This is a genomic window from Comamonadaceae bacterium M7527 (assembly GCA_021044545.1).
Classification (GTDB): domain Bacteria; phylum Pseudomonadota; class Gammaproteobacteria; order Burkholderiales; family Burkholderiaceae_C; genus RS62.
In genome coordinates this window covers 764,034-780,191 of record CP087990.1, presented here as the reverse complement: position 1 = coordinate 780,191, position 16,158 = coordinate 764,034, and the positions used below count along the sequence as shown (strand labels likewise).

The 16,158-nt window shown below is 57.2% G+C and carries 15 protein-coding genes and 1 pseudogene; 13 read left to right on the top strand and 3 right to left on the bottom strand.

Features of this window, described 5'->3' with window-relative positions; genetic code table 11:
- Window positions 1-717 carry a 5-oxoprolinase subunit PxpA gene (locus LN050_03690; protein ID UFS56951.1) on the top strand — a complete coding sequence of 239 codons (717 nt, stop codon included), beginning with the start codon at window positions 1-3 and terminating at the stop codon, window positions 715-717.
- 73 nt (window positions 718-790) lie between these two features.
- Here the strand turns inward: LN050_03690 and LN050_03685 are convergent, their stop codons facing one another.
- Window positions 791-1,252 (bottom strand): DUF192 domain-containing protein, encoded by a 462-nt coding sequence (locus LN050_03685; protein UFS56950.1) that lies wholly within the window; start codon window positions 1,250-1,252, stop codon window positions 791-793.
- Between the two features lie 149 nt (window positions 1,253-1,401).
- On the opposite strand from LN050_03685, the gene icd reads away from it, so the two are divergent.
- From icd to clpA, 3 genes are all read left to right on the top strand, one after another.
- Window positions 1,402-2,655, top strand: coding sequence for an NADP-dependent isocitrate dehydrogenase (icd, locus tag LN050_03680; GenBank protein ID UFS56949.1), 1,254 nt, complete (start codon window positions 1,402-1,404; stop codon window positions 2,653-2,655).
- A 167-nt stretch (window positions 2,656-2,822) separates the two neighbouring features.
- Window positions 2,823-3,179, top strand: a complete 357-nt coding sequence (gene clpS, locus LN050_03675; GenBank protein ID UFS56948.1) for an ATP-dependent Clp protease adapter ClpS — start codon at window positions 2,823-2,825, stop codon at window positions 3,177-3,179.
- A gap of 174 nt (window positions 3,180-3,353) precedes the next feature.
- Window positions 3,354-5,669: an ATP-dependent Clp protease ATP-binding subunit ClpA gene (gene clpA, locus LN050_03670; GenBank protein UFS56947.1), complete on the top strand. Its 2,316-nt coding sequence runs from the start codon at window positions 3,354-3,356 to the stop codon at window positions 5,667-5,669.
- A gap of 124 nt (window positions 5,670-5,793) precedes the next feature.
- Here the strand turns inward: clpA and LN050_03665 are convergent, their stop codons facing one another.
- Window positions 5,794-6,282 (bottom strand): DUF1499 domain-containing protein, encoded by a 489-nt coding sequence (locus LN050_03665; GenBank protein UFS56946.1) that lies wholly within the window; start codon window positions 6,280-6,282, stop codon window positions 5,794-5,796.
- A gap of 268 nt (window positions 6,283-6,550) precedes the next feature.
- Here LN050_03665 and LN050_03660 point away from each other — a divergent pair, with 268 nt between their 5' ends.
- Genes LN050_03660 through rng form a run of 9 tightly spaced genes read left to right on the top strand, consistent with a single transcriptional unit; the run spans window position 6,551 to window position 14,391 of the window.
- Complete coding sequence (locus tag LN050_03660; protein UFS56945.1) at window positions 6,551-7,282, top strand: YebC/PmpR family DNA-binding transcriptional regulator; 732 nt, start codon at window positions 6,551-6,553, stop codon at window positions 7,280-7,282.
- Window positions 7,283-7,312: 30 nt separating this feature from the next.
- Complete coding sequence (purD, locus tag LN050_03655; GenBank protein ID UFS56944.1) at window positions 7,313-8,599, top strand: phosphoribosylamine--glycine ligase; 1,287 nt, start codon at window positions 7,313-7,315, stop codon at window positions 8,597-8,599.
- Window positions 8,596-9,219 (top strand): 1-acyl-sn-glycerol-3-phosphate acyltransferase, encoded by a 624-nt coding sequence (locus tag LN050_03650; protein ID UFS56943.1) that lies wholly within the window; start codon window positions 8,596-8,598, stop codon window positions 9,217-9,219. Before purD ends, LN050_03650 begins: the two co-directional genes overlap by 4 nt.
- 3 nt (window positions 9,220-9,222) lie before the next feature.
- On the top strand, window positions 9,223-10,188 hold the full coding sequence (hemF, locus tag LN050_03645; GenBank protein UFS56942.1) for an oxygen-dependent coproporphyrinogen oxidase: 966 nt from the start codon (window positions 9,223-9,225) through the stop codon (window positions 10,186-10,188).
- Window positions 10,185-10,835: a nicotinate (nicotinamide) nucleotide adenylyltransferase gene (nadD, locus tag LN050_03640; protein UFS56941.1), complete on the top strand. Its 651-nt coding sequence runs from the start codon at window positions 10,185-10,187 to the stop codon at window positions 10,833-10,835. The genes hemF and nadD overlap by 4 nt, the downstream gene beginning before the upstream one ends.
- 43 nt (window positions 10,836-10,878) lie before the next feature.
- Entirely contained in the window at window positions 10,879-11,721 is an 843-nt protein-coding gene (gene rsfS / locus LN050_03635; GenBank protein ID UFS56940.1) for a ribosome silencing factor, read from the top strand.
- Between the two features lie 15 nt (window positions 11,722-11,736).
- Window positions 11,737-12,204: a 23S rRNA (pseudouridine(1915)-N(3))-methyltransferase RlmH gene (gene rlmH, locus LN050_03630; protein UFS56939.1), complete on the top strand. Its 468-nt coding sequence runs from the start codon at window positions 11,737-11,739 to the stop codon at window positions 12,202-12,204.
- A 15-nt stretch (window positions 12,205-12,219) separates the two neighbouring features.
- Window positions 12,220-12,876, top strand: a complete 657-nt coding sequence (locus LN050_03625; GenBank protein ID UFS56938.1) for a Maf family nucleotide pyrophosphatase — start codon at window positions 12,220-12,222, stop codon at window positions 12,874-12,876.
- Window positions 12,877-12,891: 15 nt separating this feature from the next.
- Window positions 12,892-14,391, top strand: coding sequence for a ribonuclease G (gene rng, locus LN050_03620; GenBank protein UFS56937.1), 1,500 nt, complete (start codon window positions 12,892-12,894; stop codon window positions 14,389-14,391).
- Window positions 14,392-14,403: 12 nt separating this feature from the next.
- Here the strand turns inward: rng and msbA are convergent.
- Window positions 14,404-16,118, bottom strand: a pseudogene (msbA, locus tag LN050_03615) (lipid A export permease/ATP-binding protein MsbA).
- Window positions 16,119-16,158: the final 40 nt, after the last annotated feature.

Genomic DNA, 16,158 nt, shown 5'->3' with positions numbered 1-16,158 from the left:
GTGGCCCAACAACTGATCAACCTCAACGCCGACCTGGGCGAGAGCTATGGCGCGTGGCGCATGGGTGATGACGCCGCATTGCTGCAAATAGTGCGCAGCGCCAATATTGCCTGCGGCTTTCATGCGGGTGACCCGCTGCATATGGCCAACACCGTGGCGCATGCTGTGAAAAACGACGTCAGTATTGGCGCGCACCCTTCGTTTGCCGATTTGCAAGGGTTTGGGCGACGGCCCATGACGCTTGGCAATGCGGAGTTGAGTGCCGTTGTGACCTATCAAGTGGGTGCTTTGCAGGCATTTGCCAAAGCAGCTGGCAAGACGCTAAGCCATGTCAAGCCACATGGCGCCATGAACAACATGGCTTGCGCCGACCTCAATATGGCCACAGTGATCGTGTCGGCGGTGCAACAAATAGACCCCAACTCATTGTGCTGGCACCCGCGTGTTCGGCCCTGCTGCAAGCCGCCCAGTTGCAACAGGCCAGACACGCCATTGAGGTGTTTGCAGATAGAAGCTATCAAGACGACGGCCAACTCACGCCCAGGGCAATGGGGCACGCCATGGTGCATGGCGAGCAAGAGACGGTTGCACACGTTCTTCGCATGTTGGAGGCGGGCGGCATTGTGGCCCATAGCGGCAAATGCCTACCCACAGCCATACACAGTATTTGTGTGCACGGCGATAACCCTCAGGCCGTGGCGAGCGCCGCTGCTGTAGGCCGTGCGCTGCAGGCCGCAGGCTATCAGTTGGCGCGTTTGGACGAGATGGTGTGAGGCCGCGCGGTGGGGTGTCAGTTCAAACCACCAATGCGGCTACCGGCGCCCAGGCCGCGCTTGGCAAACCAGCCTTTATTCATCTCAAGCACAAAGCGCACGGGCTCTTTGGTGCAGTGGGGCTCTGTGGTTTGGGGTGCCATGTCGGCAATGTTCACAATGCGTCCGTCGTCTGCAATGAAAGCGGCAGACAGGGCAATAAGGGTGTTTTTCATCCAAAAGCACACCATGTCCGGGCGCTCAAACACAAACAGCATGCCTTCCTGGTCTGGCATGCTTTGGCGGTGCATAAGGCCTGTTGCACGTGTCTGCGGTGTTTGCGCTACCTGGGCGTCGATGCGGTGCATGCCCGCGCGCAGCTCAACCCTGGGCAAGTCCAATTGCGCCGTGTCCGCCCATGCCGGCCCATAACAAGCCAGCACTGCGCTGCATAGCCACAGGCGAAGACGACAAAGCGATTTGTGCATGTTGGTGGTCATGTGGGCATCATAAATGAGCCAGGCGCCCAGAGGCGATTGAGTGCACCTGGCGTCAGTCTTATACAAGAATTAAGGATAAAATAGCGGGCTGCGAGCAACTCGGCTCGCACGAATTTACCGCAACCGCTCTTACCGGAGACTTATCGCGCATGTACCAGCACATCAAGGTGCCTAGCCAAGGCCAAAAAATCACCGTCAACGCCGACATGTCTTTGAACGTGCCAGACCAGCCCATCATCCCTTTTATTGAAGGTGACGGCACTGGTATGGACATCACACCCGTGATGTTGAAGGTGGTTGATGCAGCTGTGGCCAAGGCCTACGGCGGCAAGCGCCAAATCCACTGGATGGAAGTCTACGCAGGCGAAAAGTCCACCAATATTTACGGACCAGACGTGTGGTTGCCAGAAGAGACGCTGTCTGCTGTACGCGACTACGTGGTGTCTATCAAGGGCCCACTGACCACGCCAGTTGGCGGCGGTATTCGCTCATTGAACGTGGCTTTGCGCCAGGAGCTGGATTTGTACGTTTGTTTGCGCCCAGTGCGTTACTTTGACGGCGTGCCCAGCCCGTTGAAGAACCCTGAGAAAACAGACATGGTGATCTTCCGTGAAAACTCAGAAGATATTTACGCAGGCGTTGAGTTTGAAGCCGAAAGCGATAAAGCCAAGAAGCTCATCAAGATTTTGCAGGACGAATTTGGCGTGACCAAGATTCGTTTCCCCAACACATCCGGTATTGGCATCAAGCCCGTGTCGCGTGAGGGTACAGAGCGTTTGGTGCGCAAAGCCATTCAGTACGCTATTGACAACGACAAGCCCAGCGTGACCATTGTGCACAAAGGCAACATCATGAAGTTCACCGAAGGTGGCTTCCGTGACTGGGCTTATGGTCTGGCACAAAAAGAGTTTGGCGCCGAGTTGATCGACGGCGGCCCCTGGTGCAAGTTTAAAAACCCAAAGACTGGCAACGACATCATTGTGAAAGACAGCATCGCTGATGCCTTCTTGCAGCAAATCTTGTTGCGTCCTGCCGAGTACAGCGTGATTGCCACATTGAACCTCAACGGTGACTATGTGTCGGATGCCTTGGCCGCACAGGTTGGTGGTATCGGTATTGCCCCGGGTGCCAACTTGTCTGACACCATTGCCATGTTTGAAGCCACACACGGCACAGCGCCCAAGTATGCTGGCAAAGACTACGTCAACCCCGGCTCTGAGATCTTGTCTGCCGAAATGATGCTGCGTCACATGGGCTGGGTGGAGGCTGCTGACCTCATCATCGCTTCAATGGGCAAGTCGATTGACTCCAAGCAAGTGACTTACGACTTTGCACGTTTGATGGATGGCGCCACACAAGTGTCATGCTCAGGCTTTGGCGAAGTCATGATTAAAAACATGTAAGCCATTGATTGCAGGCAAAGGCTTTGGCCTTGCAATAAGCCCAACACTGTCGGTGTTGGGCTTTTTTTATGGGCTTTTCGCCCCAGGTATGTGGCGCTGTTTGTTGCCGCCAGCGCAATTGCCCCTGCGCGCAGCAACATCGGCACAGCCCAGCTAAAATTGGACCAATGCCAAAACAAAATCAACCCATTGTCCCCGCGCAGCCGCCCCACACAGGTGGTGATGACGCGTTGGTGCTAGACCGCGTGGCGCAGCAAATAAAGCCGCCCAGCATGTACCAGGTGGTGCTGCTGAATGATGACTTTACGCCCATGGAGTTTGTGGTGTTTGTGATTCAGGAGTTTTTCAACAAAGACCGCGAAACTGCCACACAAATCATGCTCAAAATCCACCTGGAGGGCAAAGGTATTTGTGGGGTTTTCCCTAGGGATATTGCCAACACCAAGGTAGAGCAGGTGGCCGCGCAGTCCAGAGAGGCAGGCCATCCCTTGCAATGCGTGGCTGAACCTGCACCACAGACCTGAGGCCCAAAGCGGTTGGGTCTAAGATGTCAACAAGGCTTTTGTGTGCCATTGCCAATAGGTGCTGTGCGGTTGAATTCACAGCTTCGCACCCCACCTAGTACCTATGGGCATACTGTGTCTATCAATCTCGCGTACAGTCAATTTCAGAACTAAACGCAGCCGTGAGGAATTCAAATGATCGCCCAAGAACTTGAAGTCAGTTTGCACATGGCCTTTGTTGAGGCCAGACAGCAACGCCATGAATTCATCACCGTGGAGCACCTGTTGCTGGCTTTGCTAGACAACCCCAGCGCGTCCGAGGTGTTAAAGGCCTGTTCCGCAAACGTGGATGATTTGCGTAAATCGCTGACGAAATTCATCAAGGACAACACGCCGCAAGTTGCAGGCACTGACGACGTAGACACCCAGCCCACGCTGGGTTTCCAGCGTGTGATCCAGCGCGCCATCATGCATGTGCAAAGCACTGGCAGTGGCAAAAAAGAGGTCACGGGTGCCAATGTGCTGGTCGCCATATTTGGTGAAAAAGACTCGCACGCTGTGTACTACTTGCACCAGCAAGGTGTGACACGTTTAGACGTGGTGAACTTTATTGCCCACGGCATTCGCAAGAGTGACCCGCCCGAAGCGGGCAAGGCTGAAGAGGCTGCAGGCGAAGAGACCGCAGCAGCGCCCGGTGGCGAACGCTCGGAAAAGCAGTCTGCGCTTGAGCAGTTCACTGTCAACCTGAACCAACAAGCCAAAGAGGGCAAGATTGATCCGCTTATTGGCCGCGAGTACGAGGTGGAGCGCACCATACAAATCCTGTGCCGCCGCCGCAAAAACAATCCGCTGCTGGTGGGTGAGGCTGGCGTGGGCAAGACGGCCATTGCAGAGGGCCTGGCATGGCGTATCACAGAGGGCTTGGTGCCCGAAGTATTGGCTGAGGCCAATGTGTATTCACTGGACATGGGGGCATTGCTGGCCGGCACCAAGTACCGCGGTGACTTTGAGCAACGCTTAAAGGGCGTGCTCAAATCCCTCAAGGACAAGCCCAATGCGGTGTTGTTTATCGATGAAATTCACACGCTGATTGGCGCGGGTGCGGCCTCTGGCGGCACCATGGACGCGTCCAACCTGCTCAAGCCCGCGCTGTCCAGCGGCCAGCTCAAGTGCATAGGCGCAACCACCTTCACCGAGTACCGCGGTATTTTCGAGAAAGACGCGGCGTTGTCTCGTCGATTCCAGAAGGTAGACGTTGTTGAGCCCACCGTGTCTGAAACAGTCGATATTCTCAAGGGTTTGAAGTCGCGCTTTGAAGAGCACCACAACGTGAAGTACGCCGTTGCTGCCTTGCAAGCCGCCGCAGAGCTCAGCGCCAAGTACATCAACGACCGCCAGTTGCCTGACAAGGCGATTGACGTGATAGACGAGGCGGGTGCGGCCCAGCGTATTTTGGTACCTAGCAAGCGCAAGAAGACCATTAGCAAAGCTGAAATCGAAGACATTGTGGCCAAGATTGCGCGTATTCCGCCAGCCAACGTGTCCAACGACGACAAAGGCAAACTCAAGACCCTTGAGCGCGACCTCAAGAGCGTTGTGTTTGGTCAAGACAATGCGCTTGAAGCCTTGGCCTCCAGCGTGAAAATGGCACGCTCCGGACTGGGTAAAACCGATAAACCCATTGGTTCCTTTTTGTTCAGTGGCCCTACGGGTGTGGGCAAAACCGAAGCAGCCAAGCAGTTGGCCTACATCATGGGCATTGAGCTCATTCGCTTTGACATGAGCGAGTACATGGAGCGCCACGCGGTGAGCCGCCTTATTGGCGCGCCCCCAGGCTATGTGGGTTTTGATCAGGGTGGCTTGCTGACCGAAGCCGTCACCAAAAAGCCGCATTGCGTGTTGTTGCTGGACGAAATCGAAAAAGCACACCCAGACGTGTTCAACGTGTTGTTGCAAGTGATGGACCACGGCACACTCACAGACAACAACGGGCGCAAGGCAGACTTCCGTAACGTGATCATCATCATGACCACCAATGCGGGCGCTGAAACCATGAGCAAGTCCACCATTGGCTTTACCACTGCGCGCCAGTCTGGCGACGAAATGGGGGATATCAAGCGCTTGTTCACGCCAGAGTTCCGCAACCGCTTGGACGCCATCGTGAGCTTCAAGGCGCTTGACGAAAACATTATCCTGCGCGTGGTCGACAAGTTCTTGCTTGAACTCGAAACGCAGTTGGGTGAAAAGAAAGTGGAGGTCACCTTCACCGATACGGTGCGCAAGCACCTGGCCAAGAAGGGCTTTGACCCACTCATGGGCGCTCGCCCCATGCAGCGCCTCATTCAGGACATGATTCGCAAGGCCTTGGCAGACGAGTTGCTGTTTGGCCGTTTGGTGGATGGTGGCCGCTTGAGCGTGGACCTTGACGACAAGGATGCGGTTTTGCTGGACATTACGCCAGCAGAGAAGAAGGGCAAAGCGCCCAAGGCTGAGGAGTCTACGGCTGATTGATCAGCTGGCTTGGTAGCCTGATCCCAAAGCCGCTGGTGTGTTGCCAGCGGCTTTTTTATTTGACAGGGCTTGTGTGGCTTAGTGGGGTGTATCCCGGGGCATGCCACAGGACCACAGCCCTGGGCTATTGCAGGTATGCGGCGCGCAGGGTTTCCAGGCGTTTGCGGTTGACGCCAAAGTCTTCGCGGCCCAAACGGGATGCACTGCGCACGTCGATGTAGCCGGCGTCCTTGTTGAGCCAAAACTCCAGGTCATCGACAAAGCCCAGTAGTTTGGTGCGGGCTTGCGCGCGTATGTAGTCGTCGCGCTGCTCCTCTATGCTCACGCCTGCGGTGGCCTTTAGCGTGGTGACCAGCTTGGCCATAGACGCTTTTGCATCGCCCACAAGCGGCAACGGCTCCAGGTCTGCGTAGCTGCGCATGGGGTGGTCAGGGTATAGATTGGCTTGTGAGCTCACGCTGTTGCGCGTAGCCGATAAGCCTTTCAGTTTGCCGTCGTTCACGCCCAAATTGTTGGGCATTGAGCCGCTGAGCATGCCGAGCTGACCGGCAACTACCAGCAGGATAGGAATGGCGATGAGCATGATGATGAGTAGTTGCACAAGTTGTTTCATAAATGGTTGGCGTTTGACGATTTTAAATAATCAGCGTTGTGCCTGCGCAGCAAGCCAGCCCCTATGTTGCCTTTTTCCTGTTGGGGTTGCGCCCGTGTGGTTTTCATGTTGCTGGCTTGGGCGACGATGAGGGCGTAGGCGTGCATCCTGGCCAACATGGTCAGGTCAACCTCGAAAGTACAATGGCGTGTTAACAGCACGTGCAACCGGGATGGTTGTTGCGGCTTTGGTGAATGCATTACAACTACTGCAATTAAGAGGATTTTTCATGGCAGGTCATAGCAAATGGGCCAATATTCAGCACAGAAAAGGCCGCCAAGACGAAAAGCGCGGCAAAGTGTGGACACGCGTGATTCGCGAAATCATGGTGGCAGCGCGCCACGGTGGTGCGGACCTGGACGCCAACCCTAGATTGCGACTGGCCATTGACAAGGCCAAGGCCGCCAACATGCCGGCTGACACCATCAAGCGCAACATAGATAAGGCCACGGGCAACCTCGAAGGCGTGAACTACGAAGAGATTCGCTACGAGGGCTACGGTATTGCAGGCGCTGCCGTCATCATCGACACCATGACAGACAACAAGGTGCGCACGGTTGCGGCGGTGCGCCACGCGCTGAGCAAGCATGGCGGCAACCTGGGCACTGAAGGCTCAGTGGCGTTTCAGTTCAAGCATGTGGGCCAGCTGGTGTTTGCGCCGGGCACAGACGAAGACAAGGTGATGGAGTTGGCGCTGGAAGCCGGCGCGCAAGACGTGCTGTCTGATGATGATGGCGCGATTGAGGTGCTGTGCGCACCCAGCGACTTTGAGGCGGTGAAAGCCGCTTTGGTCGATGCAGGTTGCGAGCCCGAAGTGGCTGAAGTCACCATGCGCGCCGAAAACACCATAGAGATAGCTGGCGAGGATGCGCAGCGCATGCAAAAGCTGCTAGACATGCTGGAAGACTTGGACGATGTGCAAGACGTTTTCCACAATGCCGCTTTGGATTTGGGCGAATAAAGCCAGTTTATAACGTTGACTGACAACAGCATGCAAGAACTAAAGGTATTGGTTATTGGCGGCGGCGGGCGAGAGCACGCCTTGGCCTGGAAGCTGGCCAACAGTGCCAGCGTGGCGCAAGTGTTTGTGGCTCCTGGCAATGGCGGCACCGCACTTGACCCCAAGCTCACCAACATTGCCATAGCCGACAACGACCAGTTGTGTGCATGGGCCAAAGCCAACCAGATTGACCTGACAGTCGTGGGGCCAGAGGCGCCTTTGGCCAGCGGTGTCGTTGATTTGTTTCGTGCCAATGGCTTGGCCATTTTTGGCCCTACGAAGGCGGCGGCTCAGCTGGAGAGTTCCAAGGCGTTTTCCAAGGCGTTTATGCAGCGTCACGGTATTCCAACCGCGGCGTTTGAGACCTTTACAGACGCTGCGCAGGCACATGCCTACATAGACACCATGGGTGCACCTATCGTGGTGAAAGCCGATGGCTTGGCCGCCGGCAAGGGCGTGGTGGTTGCTGCCACGCCAGAGCAAGGTCACGCCGCGGTGGACGACATGCTTGGCGACAACAGCCTGGGTGTGGCGCACAACGCCGATGGCGCACGCGTGGTCATTGAGGAATGTCTGCTGGGTGAAGAGGCAAGTTTCATTGTGATGGTGGACGGTACGCAAGTGGTGCCCATGGCCACCAGCCAAGACCACAAGCGTTTGCTGGACAACGATCAAGGCCCCAACACAGGCGGTATGGGCGCGTATTCGCCAGCGCCTGTGGTGACGCAAGCGGTGTTCGACAAGGCCATGGATCAGGTCATTTGGCCTACGGTGCGCGGCATGGCTAAAGATGGCATCACCTTTACCGGGTTTTTATACGCCGGTTTGATGATTGCGCCTGATGGCGATATCAAGACACTAGAGTTCAACTGCCGTATGGGCGACCCAGAAACGCAGCCAATTTTGATGCGCTTGCAATCAGACCTGGGCCAGGTGCTGCTGGCAGGCGCCAAGGGTGAGTTCAACGACCTGGTACTCGATTGGGACGAGCGCGTGGCACTTGGTGTGGTGTTGGCCGCGAACGGCTACCCGCTAAAGCCCCGCAAGGGCGACGTGATCAGCGGCTTGCCCACAAACAGTGCGCAGTGCATGGTGTTTCATGCGGGTACGGCCCTCGTTGACACGCAGCTGCTAAGCAGTGGTGGACGCGTATTGTGTGTGAGTGCGTTGGCTGACAACGTGGCGCAAGCCCAAGATGTGGCTTACCAGGCCATGCGCTCCATAGAGCTGGTTGGCTCCCAATACCGCACCGACATTGGTGCCAGGGCGCTGTCATGAGCAGCAAGCCACTCATTGCAGGCTTGAGCAAGCCGGCCTCACAAGGCCAGGGCAGTGCGCTGGCGCGCTGGCTGCTCACTTTGTTTGGCTGGAAGTTGCTGGACGCCGACCTGCCAGGGCCGCGCGGTATTGTGGTGGTGTACCCGCACACCAGCAACTGGGATTTCATAGTTGGCATCTGTTTCAAGTGGGCCATGGGCTGGCAGGTGCGTTTCTGGGCCAAAGACAGCCTGGTACTCGCGCCTGTGCTTGGCGGCTGGATACGCTGGCTAGGTGGCATTGCTGTGAACCGAGGCAGCGCCAATGGCATGGTTAACAACACCGCTGCTGACATGATGGCCAGCGACGACTTTTGGCTGGTGCTGGCACCTGAGGGCACGCGCAGTTATGTCAATGGCTGGCGCATGGGCTTTTACCACTTGTGGCAAGAGACTAAAGTGCCCCTGGTTGTTGCGGTGATTGACTACAACACCAAGGAAGTGGGTGTGCGTGGCTGCTTGGATCGCCCCCTTGGCGATGACCCACTTGCCGAGTTTGCCCGCATTGAAGCGGTGTTGGCCAATGCCCAAGGCTGTCGCCCGCAATTGCAAAGCCCTGTCAAGCCTTACGTCAAGTTATAAACCATGTCGCTTTCAAACACTGTTTCTCCAGACGCCGTTCGTGCCTATCTCAAAGGCCTGCAGCAACGCATCATGGATGCCGTGGTGGTCTTGGATGGCAGTACCGTGACCGTCGATTCATGGCGCAAGCCTTCTGGCGAGAAGCTACAAGGACAGGGCATTACACAGATACTTGAAGGTGGCCCTGTTTTTGAGCGCGCGGGCTGCGGCTTTTCTGATGTGTCGGGCCCGGCCTTGCCGCCATCTGCTACGCAACACCGGCCCGAGTTGGCCGGTGCGCCCTTTGAGGCCATGGGCGTGTCCCTGGTGTTTCACCCGCGCAACCCCTTTGTGCCCACGGTGCATATGAACGTGCGCATGATTGCCGCCACGCCAAAAGATGGCGGTGAGCCCGTATGCTGGTTTGGCGGTGGTATGGATTTAACACCTTATTACGGGTTTGAAGACGATGCCAGGCACTTTCACCAAAACTGTGCAGATGCTTTGCAGCCCTTTGGCAGTGACAAATACCCGCGCTTCAAAACGTGGTGCGACGAGTATTTTTATTTGGCGCACAGACAAGAGCAGCGTGGCGTAGGCGGGGTGTTTTTTGACGATTTCTCCGAGCTGGGCCCACAGCGCAGTTTTGAGATGATGCAAGCTGTAGGCGACGCCTTTCTCGGTGCGTACATGCCTATTGCACAGGCCCGCAAGGACACCCCCTACACCGATGCCAATCGTGACCACCAGCTGTACCGCCGTGGCCGCTACGTAGAGTTCAACCTGGTGTGGGACAGGGGTACACACTTTGGCCTGCAGTCTGGTGGGCGTACAGAATCCATTTTGCTGTCCATGCCGCCTATGGTGTCGTGGTCTTATGCCAATACGCCGCAGCCACAGTCGCCAGAGGCCAAGCTGTTGAGCGACTTTCTGGTGCGCCGCGACTGGTTGGACGCTACAAGCACCAACGCCACAACGTCTAACGAGTGACAGACGCCACCCCTTTACGCATTGGCATGATGGGCGGCTCTTTTGATCCGCCACATAAAGCGCACTACAACGTGGCCTTGTCTGCCGTTCAGTCTTTGGGCTTGCATGCCTTGCACATGGTGCCCACCGGCTACGCCTGGCACAAGGCGCGAGAGCTCACTGCGGCGGCTCACCGCGTGGCGATGGCCGAGTTGGCATTTGGGGGTATAGCCGGCGCGATCATTGATACGTGCGAGATAACGCGTGAAGGTGCCAGCTACACCATTGATACGCTAAACGCCTTGCAACAAAGGTATACACGTGGCGCAATCGCGCCAGAATTGGTGTTGGTTGTGGGGTGGGACCAACTCATGCGGTTTACCAGCTGGCATCAGTGGCAAAATATAGCCAGTCGTGTATTGCTGGCTGTGGCCCACAGGGCCGAATCCGCCAGCGATGCGCCTGCACCCGATGACTTGGGGCAGTGGCAGGCTTTGGGCTTGCAAGTGCAGCTGCTGCCAGTCGCTCCCGTCACCATGAGTTCCACCGCGATCCGAGCGCAGGTCGGTCAACAGCCCAGTGCCAACGGATGGCGTGAGCAAGTAGCACCTGAAGTGGCCCACTACATTGAGCGCAACGGTTTATACCGTGCGCCTACAGTGGCCTGAGTTAGTTTTTTTAACGTTTGTATTTTTCTGTGAAAAGCCGCCCATGAGCACCAAAACCGATATCCAATCCCTGCAAAACCTGATCGTGGGTGCGCTAGAGGACGTCAAAGGCAAAGACATCTCTGTGTTTGACACCGAGCATTTGTCTGCGCTGTTTGAGCGAGTGATTATTGTGAGCGGCTCCAGCAACCGCCAAACAAAGGCATTGGCCTCACACGTTCGCGACGAAGTGCGCGACGCAGGTTTGCCCAAGCCCCGCGTGGAGGGCGAAGACAATGGCGAATGGATTATTGTGGACTGCGGCGCAGCCGTGGTGCACGTGATGCAACCCATCATTCGCGAGTACTACCGCCTGGAAGAAATCTGGGGTGACAAGCCCGTCAAACTCAAGCAAGCCAAAGCGCGTGGTTTGGTGAAAGCATCAGAGCCTATGCCAGCCGACAAGCCGGCTGCAAAAAGCCAGGTGGCACGCAAACCAGGTAAGGCAAAGCCTGCTGTCAAGACGCCGGTCAAGTCAGCGGCCAAGCCCGCTTCCAAACCAGCCGCCACGCCGGGCACCAAGGCCGGCGTAAAGGCTGTGGCAAAAGCAAGCGTTAAAGCGACGCCTGCCAAAAAAACCGCCGCCAAAAAAGCCGCACCCAAGACGTCAACGGTCAATGCTGCTGCCAAGTCTGCAGTGGCCAAAAAAGCGGTGGCTAAAAAAGCCACAGCTTCACCAGCCAGCAAGCCCAAAACCGTAACCGTGAACAAGCCCAAGCCAGCTGCCAAAAAAGTACTGGCTAAAAAGGTCCCAGCCAAGGCTGCGGTGAAACCGCGCGTCAAACCGGCTGCAAAGGTGGCGGCCAGGCCGGTTGCCAAAAAAGCCACTGCCAAAAAGGCCAAGTAACCCAGGCGCGCTGACATGCGGTTGATCCTGATTGCGGTCGGTCAACGCATGCCCGACTGGGCGCAAACTGCGTTTGACGACTACGCCAAACGTTTCCCGCCTGAGCTCAAGGTTGACGTGCGTCTGGTTAAAACCCAGCCACGTCACTCCAGTGATATTGCCGGCATCATGGCTGCAGAGCGCACGCGCATGGAGGCCCACATTCCCAAGGGCGCGCGTGTTGTGGCGCTTGATGAGCGAGGTGCCAACCTCACCACCAAGCAGCTGGCCGAGCAACTGACCCAGTGGCAATTGGGCGGCACCGATGTTGTGTTGCTCATTGGTGGGCCAGATGGGCTAGATCCCGATTTGCGCAGCAGCGCGCACCAACGCATTCGCTTGTCTGACCTCACATTACCCCACGCCATGGCGCGCGTGCTGCTGATTGAGCAGCTGTACCGGGCCTGGTCTGTCAACGCCAACCACCCCTATCACCGCGAGTAAGGCTGGGCTCTTTCTATGTCTACCAAAGCCCCAGGCGCCAAGGCGCGTCAAACCATTTACCTGGCCTCGCAAAGCCCACGGCGCGCGGAGTTGCTGAAGCTGTGGGGTGTGGACGCTGAGTTGCTGGTGCCCAGCGCCGATGAGGCGGATGCCGCCGAAGCTTTAGAAGCCGAGCTGCACGATGAGCGCGCATTGGCCTATGTCAAACGGGTCACAAAACTCAAACTGCACGCCGCTATTGAGCGCATGCAAGCGCGCAAGTTACCACCCAAAGTGGTGTTGTGCGCCGACACCACGGTGGCACTCAATGGACAAATTTTGGGCAAACCCACCAGCGCAGCGCATGCCAAGCGCATGTTGGGTGGGCTTAGTGGCAATACACACCAGGTGTTTACCGCAGTGGCTGTGGGGCGCCTGAGCAAACAGGGCAAGCTGTCGGTGGACCTGGCTGTGTCGCGCTCCACCGTGACCTTTGCGCAGCTGTCGCGCGCACAAATCAATGCCTACGTGGCCTCTGGCGAGCCCATGGGTAAAGCGGGTGGCTACGGCATACAAGGGCTTGCAGCTGTGTTTGTGCCGCACATTGGCGGCAGCTATTCGGGCATCATGGGCCTGCCCGCGTTTGAGACTTGTCAGTTGTTGCGCAGCGCTGGCGTGCAGCTGGCGGTTTAGCCCACATTAGTCACCATGAACCACGAAATACTCATCAATTGGTCGCCTCAGGAAACCCGTGTTGCCGTGGTTGAGTACGGTGCGGTGCAAGACGTGTTCATTGAGCGCTCACTGGAGCGTGGCTTGGTGGGCAATGTGTACATGGGCAAAGTCACCCGCGTACTGCCTGGTATGCAGTCGGCCTTTATTGACATTGGCCTGGAGCGCGCGGCTTTCCTGCATGTGGCTGACCTCATTCCCAACCTGGCGGCCAAGCACAATAAAGACGGTGATGAGGCGCAAGCTGTACCCCCCATAGAGCGCCAGGTGTTTGTCGGGCAGTCCTTGCTGGTGCAAGTGCTCAAAGATCCCATAGGCAGCAAAGGCGCGCGTTTGAGTGCTCAAATCAGCGTAGCCGGGCGGTTGTTGGTGTTTCTGCCTCAAGACGACCATGTGGGTGTGTCGCAAAAAATACCCACAGAACAACGTGAAGCGCTGCGCCGTAGACTGGTGGATTTGCGCGACAGCAGCAATGCAGCGCTGGGTCAAAGCACTGCGCTGGGCGGCTACATATTACGCACCAATGCAGAAGACGCGACAGACCATGAATTGGCCCAAGACATGGCCTACCTCACCACCACGTGGCAACGCATCAAGGCCGCAAGCACCACGCAGCCTGCACCGTCGTTGCTGCATCAGGACTTGAGCTTGGTGCAACGCGTGTTGCGAGACATTGTGGAGCCCAAAACGCGCAGCATTCGCGTGGACTCACGTGAGCAACTGCAAGCGATGCAAAGCTTTGCGACCACCTTTATGCCAGACACGCTGGACAAGCTCAGCTTGCACCAAGGCGAGCGCACGGTGTTTGACTTGTACAACGTAGACGGCGAGATTGCCACGGCTTTACAGCGCCGGGTTGACCTGCGCTCAGGCGGGTATTTGGTGGTGGACCAAACCGAGGCGCTTACCACCATAGACGTCAACACTGGCGGTTATGTGGGCGCCAAAAACTTCGAAGAAACCATCTTCAAAACCAACCTGGAGGCCGCACAAACCATTGCACGCCAGCTGCGTTTGCGCAACCTGGGCGGCATTGTGATTGCCGACTTTATTGACATGCAAACAGACCAGCACCGCGAAGCGGTAGTGGCTGAACTGCAAAAGCACTTAAGCCGAGACCGCACCAAGACCAAGCTTGGTGGCTTTTCGTCGCTGGGGCTTTTAGAGCTCACGCGTAAACGCACGCGCGAGTCATTGGCGCACATACTCAGCGCCGAGTGTCCGGTGTGCCATGGACGTGGCGCGGTAAAGACAGCGCGCACCGTGTGCTACGAGATATTGCGCGAGTTGCTCACAGAGGCGCGCAACTTCAACCCTGCGATGTTTAGAGTGGTGGCGCACACCAGCGTGGTCGACATGCTGCAAGACGAGGAAAGCGCGCACCTGGCCGACTTGAGTGCGTTTATTGGCAAGCCCATACACTTGCAAGCCGACACAAGCCTCAACCCCGAGGTGTACAACATTGTCTTGAGCTAAGCCTTTGCCGCTTCAGTCGTTAACGGCGCCTTGTGCGTGCAGCTTGGCATAAAGCCCGTTCATGGCCAGTAGCTGCTTGTGTGTGCCTTGCTCGGCAATACGCCCATTGGTCATGACCAGCACCCGATCGGCGTGCTCTATGGTTGACAACCGGTGGGCAATCACCACGGTGGTGCGTCCCACCATCAGCGTTTGCAAGGCCTCTTGCACCAAGCGCTCGGACTCGTTGTCCAGCGCAGAGGTGGCCTCGTCCAAAATCAGAATGGGAGCGTCTTTGTACACCGCCCTGGCTATGGCCAGGCGTTGGCGCTGCCCACCTGACAGCTGCGTGGCGTTGTGGCCAACCGTTTGATCCATGCCGCCGGGCAGGGCGTTGACGACATCGCTGAGGTTGGCTGCACGAATCGCCGCGTTTACGCGTTCGCGGTCTATGGTTTGACCCAGCGCAATATTGGCGGCCAGGCTGTCGTTGAGCATGACCACGTCTTGGCTGACCAAGGCAAACTGCTCGCGCAGTGAACGCACCAGTCTGGCAGCGCGACGCCGTCTAGTTCAATGACACCGCCACTGACCTCTACAAAGCGCGGCAACAAGTTGGCCAGGGTTGTTTTGCCAGCGCCTGACGGACCCACCAAGGCCACGACTTCGCCAGGTGCAATGCTGACGCTGACGTCGTCTAGCGCGAGGCCTTCCTTGGTGTCGTAGCGCACGCACACCTTGTTCAGGGTCAAGTGCCCCTGGGCCTTGTTGGCCTTGTGTGAACCGCTGGACTGCTGGGCCACGTTTTCAATAAGCTCTAGGCCACGCTCAAGTGCGGCCAGCCCGCGCGTAATCGGGTTGGCCACATCGGCCAAATGTTTGATGGGTGCGACCAGCATCAGCATGGCCGTTACAAAAGACACAAAGCTGCCCACTGAAGTGCCTTGTGCGTTGGCTTGCCACAGTGCGGCAGACACCACGGCTGACAAGGCCATTGCCGCCAGCATTTGGGTCAGCGGTGTCATGGCTGCGGACGCCACGGTAGATCGCAGTGCCAGGCCGCGCAACTGCATGCTGAGCTTGGCAAATCGGGCCTCTTGTGACGATTGCGCGGCATGCAGGCGAATCATGCGGTGGGCCAATACATTTTCTTCCACCACATAAGCCAGCTCATCGGTGGCCAATTGGCTGCGCCGGGTGAGGCCATACAAGCGCCTGGACAGCACGCGCATGACCAGCACCAGCGCTGGAAACACCAGCAACACAATCAGTGTGAGCTGCCAGTTGAGGTATAACAAATAGCTCAGTAAAGCCACCAAGGTGAGGCTGTCCTTGGTGAGCACCAGCAAAGCGCCCACCAGCATGTTGGTACCGTTTTGCACCTCGTAGACCAGGGTGTTGGACAAGCTGCTGGCAGACTGCGACTGGAAGATGCTGAGTTCAGCCACGCTCAAGCGCTTGAACATGGCCTGGCGCAGCTGCAGCATGGCGCCATTGGACACATAGGACAGCAGGTATTGGGCGGCAAAACCTGCCGCGCCGCGAAGGCCAAATACACCCAGTAGCGCCACAGGAATCATCCACAGCGGCACAGACTGCGCTGCAAAGCCCTCATCCAGCAAGCCTTGCAGCAAGGCGGGAATCATGGGCTCGGTAGAGGCCCCCACCAGGCTGGCCACCACAATCCACAACATGGCGGTGCGCCCACTCTTGAAGTAGGGCCAAAGCCTGGCCAAGCGCTCACGCATGGTCTTGGGTGTGGCCTGATGGGCTTGCTGGGCAGTGGTG